This window comes from Microbacterium meiriae, from assembly GCF_040702565.1.
In the GTDB taxonomy this organism is placed as follows: Bacteria; Actinomycetota; Actinomycetes; order Actinomycetales; family Microbacteriaceae; genus Microbacterium; species Microbacterium meiriae.
Map to the genome: position 1 here is coordinate 844,722 of NZ_JBFBLJ010000002.1, position 13,198 is coordinate 857,919.

The following is a 13,198-nucleotide window of genomic DNA, read 5'->3' on the forward strand; positions in this document are numbered from 1 at the left end:
ATCTCTGCATGGGGAACATCAGTACCGACGTCACGACCTCGGCGCTCGCGCGCGATGTCGACGATTTCCGTCGCGCCGACGCGCAGTTGAACCGCCGTCTCGCCGCCCGCCGCGAGCCCAACGATACCGACCGCGCGGCGATGCACTTCATCAGCACGGCGCCCGTCGAGAAGCCGGTCACTCCCCGCGATCTCGCCACGTACCTCGGCATCAGCACCGCCGCCGTCACGAGTGTCGTGCGACGGATGTCCGAGCGGGGGCAGATCGTCGTCGCCCCGCACCCCCTGGATGCCCGGTCCAAAGTTCTCCGTCCTTCGCTCCGTGATCTGCACGGTCACGGGGATGAGCTCACCCAGCGGGTCGCCGCCCTGGAGGAGGAGTTCTCCCCGGAGGAGGCCGCGGTGATCTCCCGCTTCCTGCGCCGTCTCACCGACGAACTCGGCGACCTTCCCTGATCGATTTGATTTAACTAGTTAAACTAGTAAACTATCCTCGTCCAGGTTTTCTGCCACGAGGAGAAGAACATGGGAACCCTCACCTACGCGAACCTCGCCGACCCGATCGAGATCGACGACGAGCTGCTCGCCCACCTTCGCGCCGCCACCGTGACCAAGCTGCGGCGCAACGAGCCGTTCGCGCTCACGGTGCAGACCGGCGCCGACCGCACCGAGACGCTGTGGATCCACGCGTCCATTCCGATCCGCTTCGTCATCGAGACGTCGGTCACCCTCCAGCGGCCGCTGCTGGCCCGCCTCATGCAGGCCGCGGGCTCGACCGGCGGACTCGACCTCACCGACCCCGAGCTCTCGCTCGATGCGATGTCGCGCGAACTGCACGCGATGTCCGCCTGATAACGGAGGGGTGCACAACCTGCCTCATCGCCTCGGGATCCTCTTCAAGGGCTCTCGGATTCCCGGACGGTGACGGCTACGGCGAGAACGGAGCGGGGGCTCTGGATCGCCGACCGCGGCATCCGGCCGCCGGGATTCGGGTTCCCGGCAGCCGGATGCCGTTTCTTCGTCAGAGGGCGGTGTAGCCGCCGTCGACCAGGTGGTAGCTGCCGGTGATGAAGCTGGCCGCGTCGCTCGCGAGGAACACCACGAGGTTCGCCACCTCGTCCGCCTGGCCGAGGCGACCGATCGGGTGCTTCGACACGAGGAAGTCCTTCGCCTCGTCGCCCATGTTCGCCAGGAGCGGGGTGTCGATGAAGCCGGGGCCGACCGAGTTCACGCGGACGCCCTGCGCCGAGTACTCCAGAGCGGCGGTCTTCGTCATTCCGACGACGCCGTGCTTGGCGGTGACGTAGGCGGGGGAGCCTGCGAAGCCGACGCTGCCGAGGATCGAGGCGATGTTCACGACCGAGCCGCCGCCGTTGGCGAGGATCGACGGGATCTGCGCCTTCATGTTGCGGAAGACCGCGTTGAGGTTGATGGCGATCACCTTGTCCCACGCGTCTTCCTCGTAGTCCGCGGTGGGCGCGGTGGCGCCGCCGATGCCGGCGTTGTTGACGCCGATGCGGAGCGGGGCGAGCGAGTTGGCGAGCTCGACCGACGAGGCGATCCAGGCCGGGTCCGTCGCGTCGCCGACCGACGCCTCCGCGGTGCCGCCGGCGGCGCGGATCTCCTCGACGACCGCGTTCGCGTGCTCCGCGTTCAGGTCGTTGACCACCACTGCCGCGCCGTTCTGCGCCAGCAGCAGGGCGACCGCGCGGCCGATGCCGCTACCCGCTCCTGTCACGATCGCCGAGCGGTTCGAGACGTCGTACTGAGCCACTTTCGGGCTCCTTCCCGGGCGGGCGCGGTGCCGGGAGATCTTCTCGGACGGTCCGTCCTTCCCTCCAGCCTACGCCCGGAATACCGGTGTGGATTCACGTGAATGGAAATGCTCGCCCGCCTGCGTGACGGCGTGGTCGTGCGCAGTCTGCGTGCGGCGCGGCCGGATGCGGTCGTGACGGGTCTCGGGCCCGTCGATGCGGCCACCGTGGCGCACGCCTCCGCGACGGCGCATCTCGTGCTCGGCATCGGCGAAGTGACCGCCGGCGCGTGGTGCGACGCGGTTATCGCGGAGGGCGACGAGGACGGCCTGCCCCGCTTCCTCGCCCGAGCGGCGGAGGTCGAGGAGCGCCGGAGGGCTCGGCGACTCCCTCCGGACACGCCGCCGATCCTCGAGTCCTGGTCGCCGCGCTGGGCGGTGGATGCGGCCCGCCTCGGCGCTCGGATCGCCGCGGCATTCGACGGTGTCCCGGTGCGCGTCGATCACATCGGCTCGACGGCCGTGCCCGGGCTGCGCGCCAAGCCGATCATCGACCTCCAGGTGGGGGTGCGCGACCTCGCGGACGCGGCTGCCGCGGAGCAGCGCCTCGGGGACGCCGGCTTCGTGAACGTGCAGCGCATCGTGCCGGACGCGCCGGGCGTCTCCCGGGACAACGCGCGGACGGGCGGCGATCCGGACGAGTGGTCGAAACGCCTGTTCGCGAGCGTGGACGCCAGGGCCCGGGCGATCGTGCATGTGCGACGCGTCGGGGCGTCGCACTGGCGATACGCCCTCCTGTTCCGAGACTGGCTGCGGGCGGACCCGGAGGCGCGCGACGAGTATGCGGCGCTCAAGACCGCGCTGGCCTCCGCGCACCGGGGCGACCGTGACTTCGACGACTACGCGCGGGCGAAGGACCACTGGTTCGGCCGGGCGCAGGGGGAGATGGAGGCCTGGGCGCGGGTGACCGGGTGGGTGCCGGGCGGCCGTGGGGGGTGAGTGCCGCGGAGCACTCTTGACACGCTCTCGACGCAGGTCTAACGTACAACCAAATGGTTGCACAAACGGAGTTGAGCGAAGCGGAGGTCGACCGTGTGTTCCACGCACTGGCGACGTCGACCCGGCGGGACATCCTGCGCCGGACGATCGAGCGGGAGCAGTCCGTCTCGACCCTCGCCTCCGAGTACGAGATGTCGTTCGCCGCGGTCCAGAAGCACGTGGCCGTGCTCGAGGCCGCGAACCTCATCGTCAAGCGCGCCGAGGGACGCGAGCGGCTCGTCCGCGCGAACCCCGAGATGATCGCCCGCGCCAGGGCGCTCCTCGCCCGATACGAAGAGCTGTGGCGGTCGCGCATCGCCCGGCTCGACGATCTCCTGGCCGAGCCGTCCCCACCCGCGGGGAAGCCGGCCCCCACCGACCCCACCAGCAGTCAACGCACCGAATCGCAAGGAGACTGACATGCCTGTCACGGACATCATCACGGATGCCGAGAACCTCACCATGACCGTCGTCGCCGACCTCGCCGCGCCCGTCGAGCGCGTCTGGGCCGCCTACACCGACCCGCAGCAGCTCGAGCGGTTCTGGGGTCCTCCCGGCTGGCCGGCCACCTTCACGCAGTGGGACCACACCGTCGGTGGCCGAGCCGTCTACACGATGAACGGTCCCCGCGGGGAGAAGGCCTCCGGCACGTGGGAGTTCCTGGAGATCGACGCGCCGCGCAGCTTCACGGTGCTCGACTCGTTCGCCGACGAGGACGGCACGCCGGACGCGAACCTCCCCTCCATGCGCATGACCTTCACGTTCGAGCCGACGGCCGAGGGCACGCGCATGGTCAACACGAGCCACTTCACCTCGGCCGAGGCTCTCGAGCAGGTCGTCGCGATGGGCGCCGTGGAGGGCACCCGGATGGCCATGGCCCAGCTCGACGCCGTGCTGCAGGACCTCCGCGACTACGCGCAGGGCAAGGGCACGCGGGTGGAGCTGCTGGACGACACGCACGTGCGCATCACCCGCCTCGTCGAGGGTCCGCGCGAGCTGGTGTGGCGCGCCCACTTCGAGCCCGAGCTCATCCGGCAGTGGATGCTCGGCCCGGACGGGTGGGAGATGACCGAGTGCGTGTCGGCGACCGAGGTCGGCCAGTCGTACCGGAACTCCTGGGCGCCCGTGGGCGACACGGAGGGTGAGCCGTTCGGATTCGAGGGGGAGGCGCTGCTGATCGACGCCCCGAAGCGCGCCGTCACCACCGAGCGGATGCAGGGCATGCCGACCGAGACGCTCAACGACCTCAACCTGTACGAGGAGGACGGCGCGACCCTCGTCACGGTGCTCATCGAGTACCCCGACAAGGAGACGCGGGACATGATCCTCGCCACCGGCATGGCCGACGGCATGGAGGCCTCGTTCGCGCGGCTGGAGCGGGAGCTGCTGTCCGTCTGACGCCCCGGCACTCGCGCCGGAACAGGCGGTTCTCATGGAGAGCCGCCTGTTCCGGCGCTTCTGCCTGTGCGAAAGCGGGATAAAGTGGCGGCACGATGAGGATCACGCGCCGTACCCTGCTCCTCGGCGCCGGTGCCGGTGCCGTCTCGGTGCTTCTCGCCTCCTGCACGCCGGAGCCGGAACCGACGCCGACCCCCACTCGCACGCGCGAACCGGAGCCGCCGCCCGGTGTCCCCGCTCCGAGCGGCAGTATCCGCAGCACCTGGACCACCGACCCGTTCGCCCGGGGCGCCGCGAGCTTCACTCCCGTGGGGGTGCTCGCCGCGACCCGCACGGCGCTCGCGCAGCCCGTCGACGACCGGCTCTTCTTCGCGGGCGAGGCGACCGACGACGAGGCGCCGGGTACCGTCCGCGGCGCCCTGCGGTCGGGCCGCCGTGCCGCTCGGGAGCTCACCGTCGCTGCGGAGGACGGCGAGCGGGTGGCCGTGATCGGCGCCGGGATCGCCGGGGCGACCTCCGCCGCGCAGCTCGCGGAGGACGGCCTGCAGGTGACGGTGTTCGAAGCGCGCGACCGCGTCGGCGGCCGGATCCTCTCCCGCACGGGCGACGACTGGCCGGTTCCGGTGCAGCTCGGCGCGTGGCTGTTCGGCGACGCCGACGCGGAGCTTCTCGAGACGATCGACGAGGGGGACATGGACCTCGTCGACCTCGACGGGGCGCGGTGGCGCTCGGCCGAGGGCGATGTCGACCCCGTGGATCCGCAGCCGGTGGAGGCCGCGGTGACCACGGCGCAGTCCGCCCCGCAGGACTCCTCGGTGGCGGACGCCCTGGTGGCAGCCGGCATCGACCCGGAGGATCCCGCGACCGCCGCGCTCCTCGCACTCCTCGCCGCACGCACGGGCGCCGACGCCGCCGACCTGTCGAGCTGGTTCGCCCCGCCGCTCCCCGACGCAGCGCTGCAGGGCGTCGGCGACGACCTGACCCCGTTCATCGAGAGCACCCTGGACGGGGTGAAGGTCGGGCTCAGCTCGCCGGTCACCCGTCTCGCGTGGGACGACACCGGCGTGAGCGTGCGCCTCGGCACCGGGGAGGCCCTCTCCTTCGACCGGGTGCTGCTGACGGTGCCGCTCGGGGTGCTGCAGGAGCAGGCCATCGAGTTCGATCCGCCGCTGCCGTTCGACAACCGCGGCGCCGTCTCCGCGCTCGGCATGGGCGCCATCGAGACGGTGTGGCTGCGGTGGGACGAGCCATTCTGGGAGGGCGACGAGGCGATCTGGCACGCGGTCGGCGAGGACATCGCGATCCCCACGTGGATCAACCTCCGCCCCTCGACCGGCGAGAACGTGCTCGTCGGGATCGTGGGCGGTGCGGCCGCGCGGGACTTCGCGGAGCTCGGGGAGGCCGAGGCCGTCGAGGCGGCGCTCGGATCGCTGGCGCTCTACGCCTGAACCGTCTCACGTGCGGCCTCGGCCGGGGCGCTGTCCTCGGGCGGCGGCTCCGTACGAGCGCGGTCCCACGGGTCCGGCAGGCGGCTGATGAGCACGAGCGCGGTCGCCACGGCGGCGAAGACGGCCAGCGCGATCGCGCAGGAGACCGTGAACTCGACGGGGCCGCTCACCTGCCGCGGGTCGAGGAAGTAGTACGGGTACCAGCCGATCAGCGGTCCGCGGATGAGCGTGGCGACGCCCCACAGCACCGGATAGGCGAGGGTCACCGGGATCACGCGCCACGGCACCGCCCGATGCCCCGGTGCCAGGGCCCAGGCCGCGACGGTCACCGCGGGCAGCCAGAAGTGCAGCACCTGATCCGACCACGGCACGTCGATGCGGATCCCCCGGACTCCGGCCTGCCAGACGAGGATCGCGAACACGAGACCCGCCGTGATCGTCCAGGTGAGCACGAGGGCGAGCGCCACCGTGAGCCACCGCGGGTCGCGGGCCCGACGCAGCGCGAGGACCCCGGCGATGGTGAGGAGGACGACGAAGGCGATGTTCGACTGGTTCGTCAGGTACGCGAAGAAGTTCTGGCTCGCGATGGTGTTCGACGCGAGTCCCCACGCGAGGCGGTGGATCAGCGCGATGAGGCAGACGGCGGCGGCGGTGAGCCGGAGCAGGCCGAAGACGGTGCGCCTGCTCACCGTCGCCTCGTCCTTTCCGCCATCCGCCGAGTCTACGGAGCCGACCCGGGGTGACGCCGCATCAGGCCCCCGCGCGGGTTCAGGCGCGGGTGAGTGTGGGGGCCGGTTCTCGCGGGAATGCCTGTTCTCGCGGGGTCGGTCAGCGCCGCGGGGCGCGCGTGGACCACAGAGCCAGCGCGATGAGGGCCGGCTGGAAGAACAGACGCACGAAGCGCTTCATATCGGTGTCGAGGCCGAAGCCGTCGCGATGATGCATCCACTGGGCCACGTTGCCGGGGAACACCGCGGCGAAGAAGGTAGCGGCGACGGTGCCGACCGAGCGACGGCGGCGTCGGGCGAGAAGGAGAGCGGAGCCGAGTGCGACCTCGGCGACGCCGGACGCGAGCACCGTGGTGTCCGGATCGAGCGGCAGCGATTCCGGCACCTGCGCCTGGAACTCCCCTCGGGCGAACGTGAGGTGGGAGACGCCGGCGAACACGAGCGAGGCGCCGAGGAAGATCCGGCCGATGGTGCGGGGAGTCGACATGGTGCGAGTGTACGCCCCGCGCTCTCCGTCAGATCAGGCGGCGGAGCGCTTCTTCCAGGGTGATGCCCTGCGCTTCGGCGCGGTCCCGGAGGCGGGCGTGCTCGTCGGGGGACAGCGGGACCTGGAGCACGATGGGGTCGTCCTGGGCGAGGTCGAGTCCGTCGAGGAGGTCTGAGGTCTCGGCCCACAGCGGCTGAGCGAACTCCGCCTCCGCGACGGGCGCCGGGGTGCGGGACGGGGCCGCGGAAGTGGGCGACGGTGCAGCGGCTGCAGCGGCGACCGGGGCGGAGGCCGCGACGGCGGCTCCGGCGTCGGTCGCGCGGGTGAACCCGGGGCCTCGCCGCGGCTCCTGCTTCTGCTGATAGGCCTTGGCGGCGGCGTTCGCGCGCTCGTCGGCGGCCTCGTTCAGGGGGTGACCGGCGTGGCCCTTGACCCAGGAGAACTCGACGTCGCGACCGCGCATGGCCTCGTCGATCCCCTCGAGGAGGTCGCGGTTCAGCACGGGCCCGCCATCGGACTTCCGCCAGCCGCGACGCTTCCAGCCGGGCATCCACTTCGTCACGGAGTCGATCACGTAGCGGCTGTCGCACTCGATCAGCAGCTTCTCGTCGGTGCCGGCCGTCGCCTGGAGCAGCTCGAGGACAGCGCGGAGCTCGCCCTGGTTGTTCGTGCCGTGCGGGGAGCCGCCGGCGGCCCAGTTCGCGTCGTCGATGTACCAGGCCCAGCCGTTCGGGCCGGGGTTGCCCAGGGCGGAGCCGTCTGCGGCGGCGGTGATGGTCATCCGTCCACCGTATCGCTGGCCGCGGACGGACTTTCGCGCCGAGGTCGCACGGAATCCCCGGGAACCTGCGACGGGAGTGGGAGAGTGCGACGCCGTGCGGGGTCAGTCCTCGGGGTCGGCGTTCTCGGTGCTCTCGGCCTCGGGAGCGGGCGGGGCGACCGGGAACACGATCGAGCTCACCGAGGAGGGGGTGTCGAGGCCGAGGGTCAGCGGGTCGAGCGCCGGCGCGGTGTCGAGCGTGTCTGCGGCCGAGGTCTCGAGAGGCTCAGAGGGGAGGCCCCACTGCTTCTCTTCTTCCTCGGGTCGCTGCTGGAAGAGTCCCATGCGTCCATTGTGACCCCCGGTCGGCCCGAGGTCGCCGTTTCCCACCGAGGTCGCAGGGATCCGGCGGGCTCCTGCGACGGGAGTGCGAATCTGCGACCGCGGGCTCACGCGTCGCGAGCGGCCTCCCGCACGGCATCGACGAGGGCGCGCCACGGACCGTCCACGGCGGAGTCGGGCAGCTCCCGCTCCCGGCGCTCGGACGGGGTGCGGGCGCGGATGCTCCACACGAACCGGTCGGCCCCCGGCTCCGTGTCGACGTCGTCGTCCCAGGGGCAGCTGTCGATGAGGCCGATCCACTCCTCGGCGTCCGGCGGCTCGGCCTCCACGCGCCACTGGCGACGGATGCCGGCGAGGCCTCCCGAGCGCACGACGGCGATGACGACGGGGGCGTCAGGCGGCGTCGGGTCCTCGGTCATCCTCATAGACTCCCACGGTCGTCCAGGCACGTCGAGCCGCGGCGACCGTCTCCTGATCGACCGTGGCCGCTGCGGCGACCGTGGCGTCGGCGAAGTCCGTGAAGTTCGCGGTGCTCGACAGGCCGCCGGTGAGCGCCCGGTACCAGACCGTGCCGGCGCGCTCCCAGGCGTTGCCGCCGAGGTCGAGGGCGAAGAGGGCAAAGGCGCGGTTCGGGATGCCGGAGTTGATGTGCACGCCTCCGTTGTCTTCGGTCGTGCGCACGAACCCGCTCATGTGGTCGGGCTGCGGGTCTTTCCCGAGTTCATCGTCGTCGTAGGCCGTGCCCGGCGCGATCATGGAGCGCAGAGCCGACCCCTCCACGGCGTCGGTGAAGATCTCCGCCCCGATGAGCCAGCTCGCCTGGTCGGCGGACTGCCCCAGCGCGTACTGCTCGGTGAGGGCGCCGAACACGTCGGCGACGGACTCGTTCAGTGCGCCCGGCTGGCCCTGATACTCCAGGTTCGCCGTGTGCTGCACGACGCCGTGGGCGAGCTCATGCCCGATCACGGTGAGCGAGCCGGTGAAGTGCTGGAACACCTCGCCGTCGCCGTCGCCGAACACCATGCGCTCGCCGTCCCAGAACGCGTTGTCGTAGTCGACGCCGTAATGGACGGTCGCGTCGAGGGGAGCGCCGGCGTCGTCGAGCGAGTTGCGGCCGAACGCGGAGAGCAGCATCTCGAACGTCGCGCCCAGGCCGTCGAACGCCTCGTTGACGGCGGTGTCGGCGACCGGCTCGTCGTCTTCCGTGCGGACCACGGCCCCCGGGAGCTGCTGCGTGTTGCCGGCGTCGCTGATCGTGCGGTTCGGCGCATCGGAGAGCTGCGCGACGAGGTCGCCGTTCTCGTCGATGGAGAGGTCGATGCGGGCGCGGAAGGGCGGGCGCCCGGCGGTGAGCGTCTGCCGGGCGGCGGCCGCGGCCTTGGGGAAGCGACCCGACTCGGCCAGGCGCGCGAGCAGGTAGGAGGGGACGACGCCGGGGTGCGGGAAGGATTCTGCGCTGCTCATGCGTCGACCCTACGCCGGGGATCGGACAGAGCAGGAGACCCGCTGCCGTTCCTCGAGGACGGCGGGAGCCATGGCGGCGGTGGCCGTGCGAGTGCTAGTCGCCGGATTCGCCAGGGGAGGCGCCGGGTCGGCGACGTGCCCCGACGATGAGCAGCACGATTCCCAGCACCGCCAGCAGGATGTTCACGCCGAGGTACACGGCGCCGTCGGCGCCGCCCGCCCGGACGACCGAGAAGGATGCGACCGTCCCGATGACGGCGAGAGCGAGGCACACGAAAGCGACGATCCTCAGCGTGCCGGCCTTCCTCATCTCATCCCTTCCGTCCGGACCCAGCGTAGCCGCGCGGCGCCCGGCACCCCACACGGCAGGAGACCCCCAGGACTGTCGCGTAAAATCGGCCTAATGACCGACGCGCCCGACGCCACTCCCGACCTGGGCCCCGGCATCGACCCCGACGACCTCGCCACCACGCTGCGCGTCCTCGCCGAGCTGCACACGATCGACAACGAGCACCCCGACTTCGTGGCCGTGCGCCACGCGACCGCGGCGATGTTCAAGGCGGTCAAGCGCGTGCGGCGCAAGGAGATCCGGGACGCGATCGCCGAGGCGGACAAGGCCGTCGTCGCTCGCACCGCCACCGGCGCTCCCGACCGCATCGACGACGAGACGCGCGGCAACGATCTCGCCACGAGCGTGGTGGGCGCGCCCATCGCCGGCGAGCTCCTCAAACCCCGCAACTGCTACATCTGCAAGCAGCCGTACACGCTCGTCGACGCGTTCTACCACCAGCTCTGCCCTGACTGCGCGCGCTTCAGCCACGGCAAGCGCACCGCCCGCACGGACCTCACCGGCAAGCGCGCTCTGCTCACCGGCGGCCGCGCGAAGATCGGCATGCACATCGCGCTGCGCCTCCTCCGCGACGGCGCGCACACCACGATCACCACCCGGTTCCCGCGCGACGCGGTGCGCCGGTTCTCGGCCCTGCCGGATGCGGGCGACTGGCTGCACCGGCTGCGCGTGGTCGGCATCGACCTCCGCGACCCGGCCCAGGTGATCGGGCTCGCCGACTCGGTCGCCGCGCAGGGGCCCCTCGACATCCTCATCAACAACGCCGCCCAGACGGTCCGCCGCTCGCCGGGAGCCTATTCGCTGCTCGCCGACGCGGAGCTCCAGCCGCTGCCGGACGGGCCGCTGCCGGAGATGGAGACCTTCGGGCACACCGTCGACCCGCACCCGCAGGCGCTGCAGGCCTCGGTCGATTCGCACCCGCTGCTGTCGGTGGCCGCGCTCGGGGGCACGGTCGCAGAGCAGGGGGGACAGGCGCTCACCGCGGAAGACCTCGCACGGCTCGCGATGGCACCGGGCTCGTCCTCGCTGGAGAAGCACGCGGACGGCACGGCGATCGACGCGGGCGGACTCGTGCCGGACGTGAACCGCGTCAACAGCTGGGTGCAGTCCGTGGATCAGGTCGATCCGCTGGAGATGCTCGAGGTGCAGCTCGCCAACACGACCGCGCCGTTCCTGCTCATCAGCCGGCTGCGGGCGTCGATGGCCGCGTCGCCGTCGCGCCGGAAGTACGTCGTGAACGTCTCCGCGATGGAGGGACAGTTCTCCCGGCGCTACAAGGGTCCAGGCCACCCGCACACGAACATGGCGAAGGCCGCGCTGAACATGCTGACCCGTACGAGCGCGGGGGAGATGCTGGAGACGGACGGCATCCTCATGACCGCCGTCGACACCGGCTGGATCACCGACGAGCGCCCGCACTACACGAAGGTCCGGCTCGCGGAGGAGGGCTTTCACGCCCCGCTCGACCTGGTCGACGGCGCCGCCCGCGTGTACGACCCGATCGTGCGCGGCGAGGCCGGCGAGGACATCCACGGCGTCTTCCTCAAGGACTACGAGCCCAGCCCCTGGTGACGCCCGTTCGACTCCGTTCGAATCGCCTGAATGGTTCTATCCGGAGCCGAAACAGGGCGAATCGCGCGATTCGAAAGCCGGGTCAGCCGGGATAGGGGTGCGGGAACCAGACGGTCACGATGAGGCCTCCGCCGGTGCGGGGGGTCAGCACGAGGGTTCCGCCGTGTGTCTGGGTGATGCGCTGGACGATCGCGAGGCCGAGGCCCACCCCGGCGTGCTCCGCTCCCCGCGTGCGCTCGGTGCCGCGCTGGAAGGGTTCGACGAGCGTGGCGACCTGGGAGGCGGGGAGCTCCGCACCGGTGTTCTCCACGACGAGGGCCACCGCGTCCGGGAGGGAGTGCGTGCGCACCGCGACGGAGCCGCCGCCGTCGCCCCGGTTGTGGACGATCGCGTTGGCGACGAGGTTCATGACGAGTTGCGGCAGCAGGGCGGAGGAGCCGAGCACGGTCGCCGGGACGCCGGAGACCTCGACCTCGACCCCGCGGCGGTCGGCGAGCGGGAGGAGGGCCTCGACGGACTCCTCGGCCAGGAGCGACAGGTCGACGAGGGTCCGCGGGAAGGTGCGCTGATCCGCCCTGCTCAGCAGCAGCAGCGCCTCGGTGAGGTCGATCGCACGCGTGTTCACCTCGCGGAGCCGGTCGATGAGGGCGTCGACGTCGCGGTCGGGATCGGTGCGGGCCACGTCGAGGAGCGTCTGCGAGATGGCCAAGGGGGTCCGCAGCTCGTGCGAGGCGTTCGCGGCGAAGCGCTGCTGCTCGGAGACGTGCGCCTCCAGCTGCTCCAGCATGGTGTCGAAGACGTCGGCGAGGTCGCGGAACTCGTCGCTCGGGCCCTCCATGCGGATCCGGTGCGACAGCGAGCCCTGGGCCGCGAGCCGGGCCGCGTCGCCGATGCGGTCGAGCGGGGCCAGCATCCGGCCGGCGAGCAGCCACCCGCCGCCGAGACCGATCGCGAGCAGGGCGACCATCACCATCGCGGCGACGGGCACGAACGCCCGGATCAGGTCCGAGCGGTTGGGGACGAAGAACTCGACGACGGGGATCTGCACATCCGGGACGTACCGCAGGAGGTAGAGCGCCACGGCGCCGAGCAGCAGGAGGCCGGAGACGACGACGATGCCCGCGTAGCTCAGCGTCAGCTTGAGGCGGACGCTCATCCCCCGCCGCCTACGCATCCGGGTCGGCCCCGATCCGGTAGCCGACGCCGGGCACCGTGAGGATCAGCCACGGCTCGCCGAGGCGCTTGCGCAGCGAGGAGACGGTGATGCGGACGGCGTTCGTGAACGGGTCGGCGTTCTCGTCCCACGCCCGTTCCAGCAGCTCCTCGGCGCTGACCACCCCGCCCTCGGCGTCGACGAGCACCTCCAGCACGGCGAACTGCTTGCGGGTGAGGGCGACGTACCGGCCGTCGCGGTAGACCTCGCGGCGGAACGGGTCGAGACGAAGACCGGCGATCTCCAGCACCGGCGGTCGCGCGCGCTGGCGGCGGCGATCGAGGGCGCGCAGCCGCAGCACCAGCTCCCGCAGTTCGAACGGCTTGGTGAGGTAGTCGTCGGCGCCGAGCTCGAACCCGGAGGCCTTGTCGTCCAGCCGGTCGGCGGCCGTGAGCATGAGGATGGGGATGCCGCTGCCCGAGGCGACGATCCAGCGCGCGATGTCATCGCCGGACGGCCCCGGCACGTCGCGGTCGAGGATCGCGATGTCGTACGCGTTGATGCTCAGGAGCTCGAGCGCGGTGTCGCCGTCGCCGGCGATGTCGGCCGCGATCGCCTCGAGCCGCAGCCCGTCGCGGACCGCCTCGGCGAGGTAGGGCTCGTCCTCGACGATCAGCACACGCATGGCAGCGATCCTACGCAGTGCG

Annotated in this window: 17 protein-coding genes; 7 read left to right on the forward strand and 10 right to left on the reverse strand. The window is 71.6% G+C overall.

The window, feature by feature from the left end; translation table 11 throughout:
• Positions 1-8: 8 nt before the first annotated feature.
• Both AB0310_RS11500 and AB0310_RS11505 read left to right on the forward strand, forming a co-directional pair.
• Positions 9-455 (forward strand): MarR family winged helix-turn-helix transcriptional regulator, encoded by a 447-nt coding sequence (locus tag AB0310_RS11500; RefSeq protein WP_187663006.1) that lies wholly within the window; start codon positions 9-11, stop codon positions 453-455.
• Between the two features lie 69 nt (positions 456-524).
• Positions 525-851, forward strand: coding sequence for a DUF7882 family protein (locus tag AB0310_RS11505; RefSeq protein ID WP_366237284.1), 327 nt, complete (start codon positions 525-527; stop codon positions 849-851).
• 169 nt (positions 852-1,020) lie between these two features.
• Here the strand turns inward: AB0310_RS11505 and AB0310_RS11510 are convergent, their stop codons facing one another.
• Entirely contained in the window at positions 1,021-1,773 is a 753-nt protein-coding gene (locus AB0310_RS11510; RefSeq protein ID WP_366237285.1) for an SDR family NAD(P)-dependent oxidoreductase, read from the reverse strand.
• Positions 1,774-1,875: 102 nt separating this feature from the next.
• Here AB0310_RS11510 and AB0310_RS11515 point away from each other — a divergent pair, with 102 nt between their 5' ends.
• The 4 genes from AB0310_RS11515 (at position 1,876) to AB0310_RS11530 (ending at position 5,636) form a co-directional block, all read left to right on the forward strand.
• Positions 1,876-2,751: a GrpB family protein gene (locus tag AB0310_RS11515; protein WP_366237286.1), complete on the forward strand. Its 876-nt coding sequence runs from the start codon at positions 1,876-1,878 to the stop codon at positions 2,749-2,751.
• A 53-nt stretch (positions 2,752-2,804) separates the two neighbouring features.
• Positions 2,805-3,209 (forward strand): ArsR/SmtB family transcription factor, encoded by a 405-nt coding sequence (locus AB0310_RS11520; RefSeq protein WP_366237287.1) that lies wholly within the window; start codon positions 2,805-2,807, stop codon positions 3,207-3,209.
• A 1-nt stretch (position 3,210) separates the two neighbouring features.
• Positions 3,211-4,188: an SRPBCC family protein gene (locus AB0310_RS11525; RefSeq protein WP_187663010.1), complete on the forward strand. Its 978-nt coding sequence runs from the start codon at positions 3,211-3,213 to the stop codon at positions 4,186-4,188.
• 95 nt (positions 4,189-4,283) lie between these two features.
• The gene (locus AB0310_RS11530) at positions 4,284-5,636 is read left to right on the forward strand and encodes a flavin monoamine oxidase family protein (RefSeq protein ID WP_366237288.1); all 1,353 of its coding nucleotides are present in this window, start codon (positions 4,284-4,286) and stop codon (positions 5,634-5,636) included.
• Here AB0310_RS11530 and AB0310_RS11535 read toward each other — a convergent pair.
• From AB0310_RS11535 to AB0310_RS11565, 7 genes are all read right to left on the reverse strand, one after another.
• Positions 5,627-6,325 (reverse strand): Pr6Pr family membrane protein, encoded by a 699-nt coding sequence (locus AB0310_RS11535; protein WP_366237289.1) that lies wholly within the window; start codon positions 6,323-6,325, stop codon positions 5,627-5,629. The genes AB0310_RS11530 and AB0310_RS11535 overlap by 10 nt on opposite strands.
• A gap of 139 nt (positions 6,326-6,464) precedes the next feature.
• Positions 6,465-6,851: a DoxX family protein gene (locus tag AB0310_RS11540; RefSeq protein WP_366237290.1), complete on the reverse strand. Its 387-nt coding sequence runs from the start codon at positions 6,849-6,851 to the stop codon at positions 6,465-6,467.
• 28 nt (positions 6,852-6,879) lie between these two features.
• Positions 6,880-7,632 (reverse strand): ribonuclease H family protein, encoded by a 753-nt coding sequence (locus tag AB0310_RS11545; protein ID WP_366237291.1) that lies wholly within the window; start codon positions 7,630-7,632, stop codon positions 6,880-6,882.
• Positions 7,633-7,734: 102 nt separating this feature from the next.
• Positions 7,735-7,956, reverse strand: a complete 222-nt coding sequence (locus tag AB0310_RS11550; RefSeq protein WP_259951888.1) for a hypothetical protein — start codon at positions 7,954-7,956, stop codon at positions 7,735-7,737.
• 104 nt (positions 7,957-8,060) lie between these two features.
• Positions 8,061-8,372 (reverse strand): protealysin inhibitor emfourin, encoded by a 312-nt coding sequence (locus AB0310_RS11555; protein ID WP_187663015.1) that lies wholly within the window; start codon positions 8,370-8,372, stop codon positions 8,061-8,063.
• Positions 8,347-9,417 carry a M4 family metallopeptidase gene (locus tag AB0310_RS11560; RefSeq protein ID WP_187663016.1) on the reverse strand — a complete coding sequence of 357 codons (1,071 nt, stop codon included), beginning with the start codon at positions 9,415-9,417 and terminating at the stop codon, positions 8,347-8,349. Before AB0310_RS11560 ends, AB0310_RS11555 begins: the two co-directional genes overlap by 26 nt.
• 94 nt (positions 9,418-9,511) lie before the next feature.
• Positions 9,512-9,727 (reverse strand): hypothetical protein, encoded by a 216-nt coding sequence (locus AB0310_RS11565; RefSeq protein ID WP_187663017.1) that lies wholly within the window; start codon positions 9,725-9,727, stop codon positions 9,512-9,514.
• Between the two features lie 93 nt (positions 9,728-9,820).
• On the opposite strand from AB0310_RS11565, the gene AB0310_RS11570 reads away from it, so the two are divergent.
• Positions 9,821-11,338 carry an SDR family NAD(P)-dependent oxidoreductase gene (locus AB0310_RS11570; protein WP_366237292.1) on the forward strand — a complete coding sequence of 506 codons (1,518 nt, stop codon included), beginning with the start codon at positions 9,821-9,823 and terminating at the stop codon, positions 11,336-11,338.
• An 82-nt stretch (positions 11,339-11,420) separates the two neighbouring features.
• Here the strand turns inward: AB0310_RS11570 and AB0310_RS11575 are convergent, their stop codons facing one another.
• Together AB0310_RS11575 and AB0310_RS11580 are read right to left on the reverse strand one after the other, a co-directional pair.
• Complete coding sequence (locus tag AB0310_RS11575) at positions 11,421-12,494, reverse strand: sensor histidine kinase (RefSeq protein ID WP_187663019.1); 1,074 nt, start codon at positions 12,492-12,494, stop codon at positions 11,421-11,423.
• 10 nt (positions 12,495-12,504) lie between these two features.
• Positions 12,505-13,176 carry a response regulator transcription factor gene (locus AB0310_RS11580; RefSeq protein ID WP_259951898.1) on the reverse strand — a complete coding sequence of 224 codons (672 nt, stop codon included), beginning with the start codon at positions 13,174-13,176 and terminating at the stop codon, positions 12,505-12,507.
• Positions 13,177-13,198 lie beyond the last annotated feature (22 nt).

Coding starts and splice junctions, on each gene's coding strand:
- AB0310_RS11500 (WP_187663006.1), top strand. CDS start 9: ATGGGGAACATCAGTACCGACGTCACGACCTCGGCGCTCGCGCGCGAT.
- AB0310_RS11505 (WP_366237284.1), top strand. CDS start 525: ATGGGAACCCTCACCTACGCGAACCTCGCCGACCCGATCGAGATCGAC.
- AB0310_RS11515 (WP_366237286.1), top strand. CDS start 1,876: ATGGAAATGCTCGCCCGCCTGCGTGACGGCGTGGTCGTGCGCAGTCTG.
- AB0310_RS11520 (WP_366237287.1), top strand. CDS start 2,805: ATGGTTGCACAAACGGAGTTGAGCGAAGCGGAGGTCGACCGTGTGTTC.
- AB0310_RS11525 (WP_187663010.1), top strand. CDS start 3,211: ATGCCTGTCACGGACATCATCACGGATGCCGAGAACCTCACCATGACC.
- AB0310_RS11530 (WP_366237288.1), top strand. CDS start 4,284: ATGAGGATCACGCGCCGTACCCTGCTCCTCGGCGCCGGTGCCGGTGCC.
- AB0310_RS11540 (WP_366237290.1), bottom strand. CDS start 6,851: ATGTCGACTCCCCGCACCATCGGCCGGATCTTCCTCGGCGCCTCGCTC.
- AB0310_RS11545 (WP_366237291.1), bottom strand. CDS start 7,632: ATGACCATCACCGCCGCCGCAGACGGCTCCGCCCTGGGCAACCCCGGC.
- AB0310_RS11550 (WP_259951888.1), bottom strand. CDS start 7,956: ATGGGACTCTTCCAGCAGCGACCCGAGGAAGAAGAGAAGCAGTGGGGC.
- AB0310_RS11555 (WP_187663015.1), bottom strand. CDS start 8,372: ATGACCGAGGACCCGACGCCGCCTGACGCCCCCGTCGTCATCGCCGTC.
- AB0310_RS11560 (WP_187663016.1), bottom strand. CDS start 9,417: ATGAGCAGCGCAGAATCCTTCCCGCACCCCGGCGTCGTCCCCTCCTAC.
- AB0310_RS11565 (WP_187663017.1), bottom strand. CDS start 9,727: ATGAGGAAGGCCGGCACGCTGAGGATCGTCGCTTTCGTGTGCCTCGCT.
- AB0310_RS11570 (WP_366237292.1), top strand. CDS start 9,821: ATGACCGACGCGCCCGACGCCACTCCCGACCTGGGCCCCGGCATCGAC.
- AB0310_RS11575 (WP_187663019.1), bottom strand. CDS start 12,494: ATGAGCGTCCGCCTCAAGCTGACGCTGAGCTACGCGGGCATCGTCGTC.
- AB0310_RS11580 (WP_259951898.1), bottom strand. CDS start 13,176: ATGCGTGTGCTGATCGTCGAGGACGAGCCCTACCTCGCCGAGGCGGTC.